Origin of the sequence: Faecalibacterium sp. An122 (assembly GCF_002160895.1) — a bacterium.
In the GTDB taxonomy this organism is placed as follows: domain Bacteria; phylum Bacillota; class Clostridia; order Oscillospirales; family Ruminococcaceae; genus Faecalibacterium.
In genome coordinates, this window is record NZ_NFLL01000010.1 from 83683 (window position 1) to 96720 (window position 13038).

Here is a 13038-nt window from a genome sequence, read left to right on the forward strand (position 1 = left end):
GGGCCGGTTGTTTTTTGCTCTTTGGTTTACAAATGGGATAAAATACAGCCCTTATACATGGCCATAGATGCCGCTCACCGAGACTTCCCCGGTGAAAATGTGTTCCTGGCCGGCGTCGGTGCGGACGATCAGACGGCCGTCGTCGTCGATGGCCACAGCGGTTCCCTCGCCGGCGCCGCCCGGCTGGTCAAAGGTGACCCGGCGGCCCAGATTGACGCAGGCGGCGGCGTATTCCTCCCGGTAGGGGGCAAAGCCGTCGGGACCGAAGGTGTACAGCTCCCGGTCAAAGCCGAAATCGGTGAGGCCTTCGGCCAGCCAGGAGGGATCGTTTTCCAGGTCTACCTTGGCCCCCTGCAGCAGCAGAGAGGTGCCATAGGGCAGCCCGGCGGCGTCAAAATAGCTCTGGGGCTGGGCCAGGTTGATACCGATGCCGCACAGATAGGCCCGGCCCTCCTGGTTGGTGCCGTAGGGCACCGACTCGCAGAGGATGCCCACCAGTTTTTTGCCGCCCAGCAGCAGGTCGTTGGGCCACTTGATGGCGCAGTCCACGCCATAGCGGAGGGACAGCTGCTTGCGGACGGCCAGGCTGGACAGCAGGGGCAGGGTCTCGGGCTGAACCACCGGCACCTTGATGATGACGGTATAGTAGAGGGCCAGGCCGGCGGCATTGACCCAGGTATGGCCCCGGCGGCCCCGGCCGGCGGTCTGGCTGGTGGAATACACCGCCGCCACCGGGCCGAATTCCTCGATGTGTTCCTTGGCGTAGCTGTTGGTGCTGTCGCACTCAGGGACAAAGCGGACCTCGTTGATGCTCACCGCTTGGGCACCTCCTTGTGTTCGGCCCGGACCACCTGGCCGTCGGCCAGGGTCATGACGCCGTAGGTGTCGGGACCCACATAACACCGCCCGCAGGACCCCGGGTTGAACAGCAGGACGGTGCCCCGCTGCTCGGACAGAGGAATGTGGGTGTGGCCAAAAAGGGCCACCTCGGCGCCGCGGGCTGCGGCGGCCTCGGCCAGAGTGTCCAGGTCGTACTTGACGCCGTACATATGCCCGTGGGTATAGAACAGCACCACGCTGTCAAAGGCGGCCAGGCCGTCCAGGGGCTCCAGCGCGCCGAAATCGCAGTTGCCTGCCACCGAGTACACCCGCATCTTGGGAACGGCGGTCAGGGCCTTTTCCAGGTCGTGGAGGCCGTCCCCCAGAAAGATGACGGCGTCGGCATCGCTTTCCGCGGTGAGAATGCGGCGGACGGCTTCGGGGCTGCCGTGGCTGTCGCTCAGGATCAAAAGCTTTGTCATGAAGATGATGCTCCTTTATTCTGCGCCGCCGTCCTGCTCCTGCAGGGTCAACAGCAGCTTGTAGATCTCGCTTTTCCCATAGGGGGTGTCCTGGGCGGCGGCTTTGGCCGCGGCCGAGGGGGACAAGCCCTCCTCCCGCATCAGGGCCAGGGCATGGGCGGCGGCCTCCTCGGGGGTGGGGACGTCGGCAGAACTGGCCTCGGGGGCGCCCGCCATCACCAGGACGTATTCGCCACGGGGCTCGGCCTGGGCGTAATGGGCGGCGGCCTCCGCCAGGGTGGTTTTCCAGATTTCCTCGTGGAGCTTGGTCAGCTCCCGGCAGAGGGTGATGCTGCGGTCCCCGCCAAAGGCGGCGGACAGCTCGTCCAGCGTGCCCCGCAGCCGGTGGGGCGCCTCATAAAAGATGATGGTGCGCATTTCCCCGTCCAGAGCGGCCAGGCGCTTGCGGCGCAGACGGCGCTCGGCGGGCAGAAAGCCCTCGAATACCCACCGGGAGGTGTCCTGGCCCGAGACCGCCAGGGCGGTGACGCAGGCCGACGCCCCCGGCACAGGGGTGACAGTGATGCCCCGGGCCAGCGCGTCCCGGACAATGACCTCGCCCGGGTCCGAGATGCAGGGCATGCCGGCGTCGGAGCAGAGGGCACAGGTCTCCCCCGCCTCGATCCGGCGGAGAATCCCCTCGCCCCGGTTCAGGGCGTGCTCGTGATAGCTGACCATGGGCTTTTTCAGGCCCAGATGGTTGAGCAGCCGCATGGTGACGCGGGTGTCCTCGGCGGCCACAAAGTCGGCGGCGCCGAAAGCCGCGGCGGCCCGCGGGGTCATGTCGTCCAGGTTGCCGATGGGGGTGGCAACGATATAGAGTGTTCCGGCCATAGGGTCCTCCCACAAAAGAAAAGGTGAAAACCACAGGTTTCCCGCGGTCGGGGGAATGGTTTTGGCCTGCAGTCTGGTGGTTCTCAGGTGCAAAACCAGTGGTTTTCAAAACGTGATAACACTGTAACTGTAACTGAAGCTGAAGCTGTATTCTGCTGCCTCAGCCCGGGTGGCCGCTGCCGTAGAGGGCGGCCCCGGCGCTGATGAGGACGTCGGGTTCTAGGCGCAGCCCGGTGCGGCGGTTTTTCTGGCCTTCCACCAGGAACAGCCAGGGCTCCGCCCCGGGACGGCTGCGGACAAAGGCCAGACGCTTGGGCTCCAGCCGGTGTTCCCGCAGGGTGGCCAATACCTCGGCCAGACGTTCCGGCCGGTGGCAAAGGGTCAGCTTGCCCCCGTCCCGCAGCAGCCGAAAGGCGCAGTCGCAGACATCCGCCAGGGTGCAGCTGCCTTCGTGGCGGGCGGCGGCCCGGGCGGGGTCGGGGCTGGCGGGCCCGGCGGTGAAATAGGGCGGGTTGCAGGCGGCCAGATCGTACCGGCCGGCCTCCTCGGGGCCCGGCTGCCAGAGCCGCAGATCGGCGCAGACCGGGCGGATGTGGTCCAGGCCCTGGTCGGCGGCCGCCTGGGCCAGCAGGGCGCTGGCCTCGGGCTGGATCTCCAGGGCCAGACAGGGGCCCCGGTGGCCCTTGTCGTGCCATTCCAGCGCCACCACCCCGCAGCCCGAACACAGATCGGCGGCCCGCTGGTTCCGCCCCGGCAGGGCGAAACGGGCCAGCAGCAGCGCGTCGGTGCCGAACCGGTGGACCGGAGTGCAGTAGATGCTGGTCTTATTATACAAAATTTCCGTTGAATGTTCCATAGTCTGGCGTTGTTTCCTTTGGGGCAAAGCGGCGGCGGGACGGTCAAAAGGGCGCCGGGACGGCCCGGCGGATCAAAACGGAAAAACGGCGGACCCTCTCGGGCCCGCCGCTTTGGTCTGCTTTGTGGCGAAACCGCTTATTCAGCGGTGATAGCGCCGGTGGGGCAAGCGCCCTCGCAAGCGCCGCAGTCGATGCAAGCGCCAGCGTCGACGACAGCCACGCCGTCCTCAACCTTCACAGCGCCAACGGGGCAAGCGCCCTCGCAAGCGCCGCAGCCGATGCATGCGTCAGAAACCTTATGTGCCATAATAGAACTCTCCTTTCGACCCGTGCCTCAAGAACTTATGTGGCGGGGAACCACCCCCAGAGGTTTGCTCCTGCACGGCCGCAGCCAGCCTCTCTCAGGAAACGCCGTCAATCAGGGCGTCTATTCCTGTGCCGATTGTAGCAAAGACAAACCGAAAAGGCAAGACTAACCGTGCGCGTGCAGAACACAAAGATGTGTTTTTGTCTGAATGCACAAAAGCATCCGCTAACTTTCGGGGAGTTTACATCGGGTTTTTCGGTAAAAATCACGATGGTTGGTTAATGATAACTAACCGCCTTTTCCCCAAAACCCTCATTCTTCCGCGTCAAAATCCGCGGGGTCGTCGGCGCTGGCCACCACCGGCGCGGGGTCCCGCATGCCGGAGTAGTCGTCGTCGGGATCGGGGCGGCGGGGAGCCCGCTTGCCGCCCGAAATATACTGGCACTGGCTGGCCTTGTAGTACTTGGGGGCCAGGGCTTCCGACACCAGACGCACCCGCAGATAGCCCGAGATGGGGTTGGTCTCCACCACGGTGCCGGTGCCGTCGGGGGTGCGGACGGTGCTGCCCACCATGGGCAGGATGCTGTTCAGGTACTCATAGGCCGACTGCTCGTACCCCAGACAGCACATCAGACGGCCGCAGCAGCCGCTGATTTTGGTGGGGTTGAGGGACAGGCCCTGTTCCTTGGCCATCCGGATGGACACCGGCTGGAAATCCCGCAGAAAACGGCTGCAGCAGAAGGTCTGGCCGCACAGGCCGATGCCTCCCATCATCTTGCTCTCGTCCCGGACGCCGATCTGGCGCAGTTCGATCCGCATATGGAAGGTGCTGGCCAGGTCTTTCACCAGCTCGCGGAAATCCACCCGCCCGTCGGCGGTGAAGTAGAAGGTTACCTTGGAGTGGTCGGGGGCATACTCCACCTTGACCAGCTTCATTTCCAGGCCGTGGCGGTCGATGCATTCCCGGCAGATCCGCCAGGCCTTTTTGTCCTCGTTCTGGCGCTGGTGCATCCGGCGGATGTCCACGCTGTCCGCCATCCGCAGCAAAGGCCGCAGAGGGTTGGGCAGCAGATAGTCGGGGGTGGGCTGGGGGTCCCGGGCCACCTGGCCGCAGGCCGGGCCGTGCTCGGTGTCGGCCATCACATAATCCCCTGCGTGGGCGTCCAGCCCGGCAGGGTCAAAATAGGTCTCTTTTCCGTTTTCTTCAAAACGGACGGCAATAGCCTGTTTCATCGTATATAAACCTCACTGTGTTGCGCAATGGATCGACAGCCCCAACAGGCTGTCATCTTAACAGTATATCATATTTTTTGGGGGTTTTCCATCGGAAAATAAGGACCCAATGGAAAAAGTGGTAAAGCATCCTCAAAAAAATCACATTTTGGCTCTTGCAAGCTCGGTAGTTTCGTGTATAATTAGGGCAGATATCGACAGCCAAAATAACGACGGGAGACAGTGTAAAATAATGGTTTTGGCGCCGTCCGCGGGGCGGCCGCAGGCCGGTTTTGCACTGGCTCCCGGTTTTCTGGCTCTGCGCCATCTTTCGGGTCGATTCCCGGCGCGGACGGGTCCCTCCGGGAACCCGCATTGCAACGCCGGAAATTTTTTGTTCGAGGCAGAATCAGGTCTGTTTTTGCAGATTGTAAAATATGACTGCAATAAGCCGGGCCGCCTGTCCGTTTTTAAATATGCATGGGGCACAGATGCCCCCTCCGGCAGGGCGTTTGGCCGTCCGCGCCGGCATTCCAGCTACAATCGGCCCGCGCTGCCGCGGTATTGCGGCGCTGGGCGCAAGTCAAAAAGGGAAGATTCATGGAAAAGTACAGTGTTAAAAAACCATTCACCGTTCTGGTCGCGGTCCTGATCGTGTTCCTGATGGGTTTTGTGTCGGTGACCAACCTGCGCACCGACCTGCTGCCCGATATCAGCACGCCCTACCTGATGGTGGTGACGGTTTATCCCGGCGCCAGCCCCGAAAAGGTCGAGACGGAGGTCTCGGAAGTGCTGGAAAGCGCCCTCGGCACCGTGGCGGGCGTGTCCAGCATCACGTCGACCTCGGCCGAGAACTACAGCATCGTGCAGCTGAGCTTTGCGGCGGACACCGATATGAACAGCGCCATGGTCAAGGTGTCCAACACCCTGGACCAGAACGCCGACAGCCTGCCCGACATCTGCCTGACCCCCTCCATTCTGGAGCTGAGCATGGACATGAGCTCCCTGATGACGGTGGCGGTGGGCCGGGAAGGCAGCGATATCTATGATCTGAGCGACTTTCTGGAAGAAAGCGTCATCCCTGAGCTGGAGCGCCAGGAGGGCGTGTCCAGCATTTCGACCACCGGCCTGATCAGCCAGTATATCCAGGTGCAGCTGAACGAGGACAAGATCGACGCGCTGAACGTCCTGCTGCTGGAACAGGTGGACACCCAGCTGGCTCTGGCCAAGGAACAGCTGGACGCCGCCGCCGCCCAGCTGGCGGACGGCAAGGCCCAGCTGCAGGAGGCCATTGATACCTTCGGCAACGTCTTTGCCTCGGGCGTGGTGGACCGGGTGGCCGGCATGGTGTCGGACGCCACTGTGGAAATCCGCAACAAGGTCCAGACCCTGATGAACGCCATCGACAACCTGATCGCCTTCGTCAACGAGCCTGAGATCAAGGCGGCTCTGGTCAGCGTCCGGGAGGGCCTGGCCGAAATCATGGACGAAATTTCCACCACCGGCCTGCGGGATATCGACGACCTGATCGATGTGGTGTCCAAAATCCGCGACCTGACCGATGAGCTGACCATCGCCCTCCAGCAGCTGCAGCAGCGGCTGGACCAGGAGACCGGCGGGGACGGCTCCACCGCCGGCGACCTGATGGATACCCTGCAGATTCAGCAGAGCCTGGACGTGGTGTACAGCACCATGCAGGACGTGCTGGATTCTCTGAACCGTGTGCCCGAGCTGATGGATCAGTTCGAGACGGTGTATGCAGAAATGAGCCAGACCCAGCTGGAGGCCTACCTCCAGATCACCGAGGGCCAGCGCCAGGTGGAAGAGGGCCAGAAGCTCTACGACCAGTACAAGGAAGAGTATGAGGCCGCCAAGGCCAGCGCCTTTGCCAACGCCGACGTCAACAATATGCTGACCATCGACTTGCTGTCCCAGCTGATCTACGCCCAGAACTTCTCGATGCCGGCGGGTTATATCGACGACAAGGACGATAACTCCTGGCTGCTGAAGGTGGGCGAGGAGTACGACAGCATCGACGACCTGGAGGGCGCTTTGCTGCTCCACATCGACGGCGTCGCCGACATTTATCTGCGGGACGTGGCCGACGTGGCGGTGGTGGACAACGCCTCCTCCTCCTTCACCCGGCTGAACGGCGAGCAGGCTGTGGTCCTGAACATCTACAAGAGCACCTCCGCGTCGGCCAACGCCGTCTCGGACGCCTGCCTGGCCGCCTTCGACCGGCTGGAAGAGCGGTATGAGGGCCTCAACTTCAGCGTGCTGTCCAACCAGGGCAACTACATCACCGTCCTGATCTCCAGCATCCTGTCCAGCATGGCGCAGGGCGCGGTGCTGGCCATCCTGATCCTGGCCCTCTTCCTCAAGGACGCCAAGCCCACCATCGTGGTCGGCGTCAGCATCCCGCTGTCGGTCCTCTTTGCCGTGGTCATGATGTATTTCACCGGCCTCGACCTCAACATCATGAGCCTGGGCGGCCTGTCCCTCGGCATCGGTATGCTGGTGGACAACTCCATCGTCGTCATCGAAAATATCTACCGTCTGCGCGCCCGCGGCGTCCCCGCCCCGCGCGCGGCGGTGCAGGGCACGCGGCAGGTCTTCGGCTCCATCGTGTCGTCGACTCTGACTTCGGTCTGCGTCTTTTTCCCGGTGGTCTTTACCGAGCAGATCACCCGGGAGCTGATGCTGCCCATGTGCCTGACCATCGGCTACTGTCTGATGGCTTCCCTGATCGTGGCCATCACGGTGGTGCCGGCTTCGGCCTCCACCGTCCTGAAAAACGCCGAGGTGAAAAAGTGGCCCTGGTTCGACAGGATCCAGGAAAAGTACGGCCGCTCCCTCGTCTGGTGCCTTGACCACAAGGGCGCGCCGCTGGGCGCGACGGTGGTCCTGCTGGCCTTCTGCGTCTGGCGGGTGGCCTCGATGGGCATGGTCATGCTGCCCGACGTCACCAGCACCGAGATCAGCATGAGCGTTTCCACCCCCAGCGACATGACCCGCGAGGAGTCCTACGCCATGGCCGGGGATATCCTGGAAATGGCGATGGGCCTGGAGATGGTGGAGGAGGTGGGCGTCACCACCGACACCACCATCTACGGCGTCGACGTGGGGATGCTGGGCAGCACCATCTCCAACCTGCTGTCCACCACTTCCACCGGCTACGGCACCTATGCCTATAACATCAAGCTGGAAGCCGGCGCCGGCGCGTCCGACGCCGCCCGGGTGGGGCAGGCGCTGGAAGAGGCCATGGCCGCCTACGACTGCACCAGCACCGTCACCATCGACGGCATCTCGGAGATCACCAGCCTGCTGGGCAGCGGCCTGTCGGTGACCATCTACGGCAACGACTTCGACACCCTGGACAGCCTGAGCGAACAGGTGATCGAGATGATCGACGGCACCGAGGGCTTTGCCAACGCCACCACCGGCCTCGGCGCAGGCGACCAGACCATCGAGCTGCACATCGACAAGGACAAGGCCCGCGCCGCCGGTCTGACGGTGGCCCAGGCCTACCAGGCCATTGCAGCCCGCCTCACCACCTCCACCGATTCCACCACCATCAGCATCAACGGCGAGAGCATGACCGTCCGGGTCGTGAACGATACCGACCCCCTGACCGTCGAGAACCTGATGGATATGACCTTCAACACCACCAACTACGCCGCCGACGGCAGCGAGGTGGCCGAGGTGCACACCCTGGGCGAGTTTGCCGAGATCACCTACGGCACCACCCCCGACTCCATCACCCGCGAGGACCAGACCCGCTGCATCACCGTCACCGCCGAGACCCTGGAAGGCTACAACACCACCGTTCAGGCCCGGCAGCTGCAGGATAAGCTGGACGAGTGGAGCGCCTCCGGCGCCCTGCCCGAGGGCTACAGCGTCTCCCTCAGCGGCGAGACCAGCACCGTCAACGACATCATGAGCCAGATGTTCCAGTGGCTGGCCCTGGCGCTGCCCTTCGTCTACCTGGTGATGGTGGCCCAGTTCCAGAGCCTGCTGTCCCCCTTCATCGTCCTGTTCACCATCCCGCTGGCCTTCACCGGCGGCATGATCGGCCTGCTGGGCATCGGCGAGCAGCTGAGCATGATGAGCCTGATGGGCTTCATCGTCCTGATGGGCACCGTTGTCAACAACGGCATCCTCTTTGTGGACTACACCAACCAGCTGCGTCTGGGCGGCATGGAGCGCCGCGACGCCCTCATCGCCACCGGCAAGACCCGTATGCGCCCCATCCTGATGACCGCCCTGACCACCATTCTGGGCATGATGATGGTGCTGTTCAGCAACGATATGGCCAGCCAGCTGATGAGCAGCATGTCCATCGTCATCATCGGCGGCCTGACCTACGCCACCTTTATGACCCTGTACATCGTGCCCATGATGTACGATATCCTCTTCAAGCGGATGCCCCGCGTGGTTGATGTGGGCGGCGACGACCTGGACGACGTGCCCGATGACGCCGCCGAGTTCCTGGCCCTCCAGAATGCGGCCAAGGCTCTGCCCGGCGCAGCCCCCAAGGCCCTGCCTGCTGACGGCCCCGCTCCCGACGGCAACGAATAATCCGCCGTTTTGGGTGCCCTGAGCACCCCGCAAAAGCACCCCAAAGCCCCCGCCTTCCCTCACCGGAAGGACGGGGGCTTTTTGGTTGAAAAATAAAGGGCGAAAAGATACCGGACGGTTTGAGAAAAACGGCGGTTTTCTTGCTTTGCTTTTGTAAAATAAAAAGAAGTCTTGGTAAAGATTTACAAAAAATAGCGTCGCTTTTCTGCATAAAAACCAATTGAAAAGCTGGGTTGTAGGCCGTATACTTAGGGCAGTTCGACTTTTTTAAAAAGTCATTGGTCTGTTTCTCCAGGAAGTGAGGAAATTATGAAAGAATATAAGATTTCCCGGCGTACCTTCATGCGCGCAGCGGGCGTCACCGCCACCGCTGCAACGATCACCGGCCTTGCGCCGTCGGCGTCCGCCTGCTTCTGGCCCTTCAATATGGATCTGCAGATCCTGGCCTCCAGCGACACCCACGGCAAATTCGATCCCTGGGACTATGCAGCCAACAAAGCGGAATCCAGCGGCAGCGTGGCCCAGCAGGCCACGGCCATCAAGCAGCTGCGCACCGCGGACACCCTGGTGATCGATGCGGGCGACACCATTCAGGGCAACTCGGCCCAGCTGTTCCTGAACGATGACGTTCACCCCATGATTGCCGCCCAGAACGCCATCGGCTACGACGTATGGGTGCCGGGCAACCACGAGTACAACTACGGCATGGACACCCTCAAAAAGGTCATGAGCCAGCAGAAAGCCAAGGTTCTGACCGGCAACGTGTATGGTCCCGACGGCGCAGCCCTGGCCGACGGCTATACCATCATCCAGAAGAAGGATGTCAAAATCGGCCTGATCGGCATGGTCACCCCCAACATCACCCGCTGGGATGCAGTGAACCTGTCGGGCTGGACCGTCACCAATCCGGTGGACGAGTGCCGCAAGATCGTGGACCAGATCAAGGACAAGGTGGACGTGCTGATCGGCGTCATGCACATGGACACCGAGAACGAGTACGGCGTAGCCGGCTCGGGCGTCACCGACCTGGCCAACGCCTGCCCCGAGTTTGATGTCATCATCGCGGCCCACGGCCACAAGGAAATCCCCGGCCAGGAGATCAACGGCGTCCTGGTGATCGAGAACAAGAGCGCCGGCGCCACCCTGTCGGACATTCACCTGAAGCTGCAGCGCCAGTGGGACGGCAGCTGGAAGGTAGTGGGCCGCAGTTCCGAGAGCCTGCAGATCAAGAATTATGAGGCAGACCCCGAGCTGGTGGCCCTGCTGGCCCCCTACGATGAGCGGGCCAAGGCAGACGCAGTCATCCCCATCGGCGAGCTGCGGGGCGGCAATATGGCTCCCGACAACGAGATCGAGAACATCCCCTCTCCCATGGTGATGGATACCGCCCTGCTGGACTTCATCAACGAGGTGCAGATGTACTATACCGGCGCCCAGGTTTCGGCCACGGCCCTCACCTCCATGACCAGCCAGATGAAGGAAGGCACCATCCGCAAGTGCGACCTGACCAGCATTTACACCTACGAGAACACCCTGTACAAGCTGCAGATGAACGGCGCCCAGCTGCGGGATTACATGGAGTGGTCGGCTGCCTTCTTCAAGACCTGGCAGCCGGGCGATGTGACCATCGCCTTTGATCCCTCCACCCGGTATTATCTGTACGATACCTTTGAGGGTGTCAACTATGAGATCGACATTTCCCAGGAGCCTGGCAACCGGATCAAGAATCTGACCTGGCCCGATGGACGTCCGGTGCAGGACAGCGACAGCTTTGTGATTGCGGTGAACAACTACCGCGCCACTACCCAGCTGCTGATGGCGGCGGACATCTTCGCTCCCGGCGACGCCATGCCGCAGCTGCTGGAGATGGACGTCCGCGGCGACGTGGGCGGCATCCGCGAGCTGCTGGGCGAGTACATCCAGACCGTCAAGGGCGGCGTCATTGAGCCTCATGTGAACAACAACTGGAAGATCCTGGGCAACAACTGGAACGCAGCCAGCCACGACAAGGCGGTCACCCTCCTGCGGGAAGGCAAGCTGACCCTCTCGGAGAACCAGGACACCCGCACCCTGCCCGCCACCGCCATCACCGAAACGGACATCGCCCCCTTCTAACCTACTTTTTCGAGAAAAAGTAGGCAAAAAGCTTTTCACTGTGTACCATACACTTTCCGGGTCTCCGACACTTCCACGGGACAGTTATGCTCCGGCTCATTCCTGACGTTTGTGCCTGCGGCACGATACGATGCAAGGCACGGCGATAACCGTGTCCAGTGGACGAAGCAGGGAGCTGTAGTTGGCTGCGTAGCCGAGGCGGAGCAGGGGCAGCGGTCTGTCTTTTGCAAGGGCGCGACGACGCCTGAAGCAAAAGCAGGGCACCGCAAACCGGAGCCGCACTCCGATTTTTGCAAGCGCCCGCCGTGGCGCGCCGCAAAAACCGGCTAAGCGCAAGAGGCACGAACGGCGACCGCATCCAGTGGATGAAACAGGGAGCCGTGAGTGGCGCAGCGGTCTGCATTTTCAAGCATCATCCTTGATGCACTGAAAATGCAGGGCACCGCAAGAGGAAAGTGTTTCAGCCGCTTTAGAAGGTTCCCGGGCTGCGCCCCGGTGAGTCCGGCGTTCTGCCAGGTCCTACAGATGAAAACGCACAGAAGGACCCAATAAAACCAGAATCCCCGTTCCTGTTCATCACAGGGGCGGGGATTTTTTGTTTTTAAAGTTCGGTTTTGGCCGTCTTTCTGCCGTTCAGGATCATATTGCTCTTTGCAAATTTGCCGCCGCGAATTTTTAAATCATAGGGCAGAACCGGGGAAATTTCCTCCGCCTCTCCCGTCCTCAAAACGGCTTGTATCCAAGACGAGCCTTTCCAAACTATACAAAATAAAGCGAAAATGGAAAATCTTGAAATCGGGTCTTGACACCGGGGGTTATGGTATTATAGGCACACAAAGGAAAGGACCTTCCTTTGAAACCTGTTTTGGGTCTCTATCTTTTTACACCATTAAGGAGGAAAAATTCATTATGAAACTCAAGAAGATTGCTTCTCTGATGCTCGCTGGCGTCATGGCCATCAGCATGCTGACCGCTTGTGGCGACAACGGCACTAATGACGAAGGCAAGGGCGAGGGCGAGACTGTTGTTGCTGGTTACTCTACTACCTTTGCTGACAAGCTGGGCAAGGCTGTGACCGATCTGGACCATGTCTCTTTCAAGGACAATACTGCTGATGCTGCAGCTCTGCAGAAGTCTCTGAACTACATTAGCGAGCAGAGCCTGAGCGTTCTGTCCATGGAGCGGACTGTTGATTCGCTTGAAGATAAGAATCAGGCTGACGTCAAAGCTATGGTTGCTGACTTTATTGATGCAGCAAAAATTTCTGATAAGAAGATCGATGCAGTTGATCTGAAGATGGACTGGTATGCAAGCAATATGATTAACAATACCACCGTTAAGGATGGCGCTATTTATGTGGTCAACGGTGCTGTCGGCGCTGATGAGGCTGTGAAGCAGGTTGCTGCTGAACTGAAGGATAATCTGAAGGCTCTGCCCGAGCACAATACCAACGCAGGTACTGTTCAGAAGTATGATTACAGCTACGTTGTTTCTGTCAGCGTTGCAACCAAGGCTCTGGATAGCACCTATGTTGGCGCTTCCAACTCCGCTACTTTTGTTGCTGTGACTGTCACTCGTACTGCAGTTCAGGGCTAAACAAATTGAATCACTTATAACACCCCCGGCAGCACCATAGCCGGGAGTGATGTAAGGAATCTCGGGCAAGAGACCGCCTGAGGTTCGGGTAAATAACCCATCCGATGTGGCGACAAAGGGGAATAATTAACCACTATTCCTTCTGTTGTTGATCGCACCAAAACAAAAGAACTTTTGCGTCACGAAAGATAGGGTCCCT

The 13038-nt window shown here is 60.9% G+C and carries 9 protein-coding genes; 3 read left to right on the forward strand and 6 right to left on the reverse strand.

The annotated features are described in order from the left end of the window. Positions 1-51: 51 nt before the first annotated feature. From B5E67_RS08370 to ricT, 6 genes are all read right to left on the reverse strand, one after another. Positions 52-816: a biotin--[acetyl-CoA-carboxylase] ligase gene (locus B5E67_RS08370; protein ID WP_087246062.1), complete on the reverse strand. Its 765-nt coding sequence runs from the start codon at positions 814-816 to the stop codon at positions 52-54. Continuing rightward, entirely contained in the window at positions 813-1301 is a 489-nt protein-coding gene (locus B5E67_RS08375) for a YfcE family phosphodiesterase (protein ID WP_087246060.1), read from the reverse strand. The genes B5E67_RS08370 and B5E67_RS08375 overlap by 4 nt, the downstream gene beginning before the upstream one ends. 15 nt (positions 1302-1316) lie before the next feature. Beyond that, complete coding sequence (rsmI, locus tag B5E67_RS08380; RefSeq protein ID WP_087384638.1) at positions 1317-2174, reverse strand: 16S rRNA (cytidine(1402)-2'-O)-methyltransferase; 858 nt, start codon at positions 2172-2174, stop codon at positions 1317-1319. 160 nt (positions 2175-2334) lie between these two features. Continuing rightward, on the reverse strand, positions 2335-3030 hold the full coding sequence (locus B5E67_RS16045) for a methyltransferase (protein WP_087365181.1): 696 nt from the start codon (positions 3028-3030) through the stop codon (positions 2335-2337). A 137-nt stretch (positions 3031-3167) separates the two neighbouring features. Continuing rightward, the gene (locus B5E67_RS08390) at positions 3168-3338 is read right to left on the reverse strand and encodes a 4Fe-4S binding protein (protein WP_087246054.1); all 171 of its coding nucleotides are present in this window, start codon (positions 3336-3338) and stop codon (positions 3168-3170) included. 312 nt (positions 3339-3650) lie between these two features. Then, positions 3651-4571, reverse strand: a complete 921-nt coding sequence (ricT, locus tag B5E67_RS08395) for a regulatory iron-sulfur-containing complex subunit RicT (RefSeq protein WP_087246052.1) — start codon at positions 4569-4571, stop codon at positions 3651-3653. Positions 4572-5150: 579 nt separating this feature from the next. Between ricT and B5E67_RS08400 the strand changes: the two genes are divergently transcribed. The 3 genes from B5E67_RS08400 (at position 5151) to B5E67_RS08410 (ending at position 12839) form a co-directional block, all read left to right on the forward strand. Next, positions 5151-9128, forward strand: a complete 3978-nt coding sequence (locus tag B5E67_RS08400) for an efflux RND transporter permease subunit (RefSeq protein ID WP_087384640.1) — start codon at positions 5151-5153, stop codon at positions 9126-9128. Between the two features lie 309 nt (positions 9129-9437). Further along, positions 9438-11243 carry a 5'-nucleotidase C-terminal domain-containing protein gene (locus B5E67_RS08405; protein WP_242956886.1) on the forward strand — a complete coding sequence of 602 codons (1806 nt, stop codon included), beginning with the start codon at positions 9438-9440 and terminating at the stop codon, positions 11241-11243. A 909-nt stretch (positions 11244-12152) separates the two neighbouring features. Then, positions 12153-12839 (forward strand): hypothetical protein, encoded by a 687-nt coding sequence (locus B5E67_RS08410; protein WP_087384642.1) that lies wholly within the window; start codon positions 12153-12155, stop codon positions 12837-12839. Positions 12840-13038 lie beyond the last annotated feature (199 nt).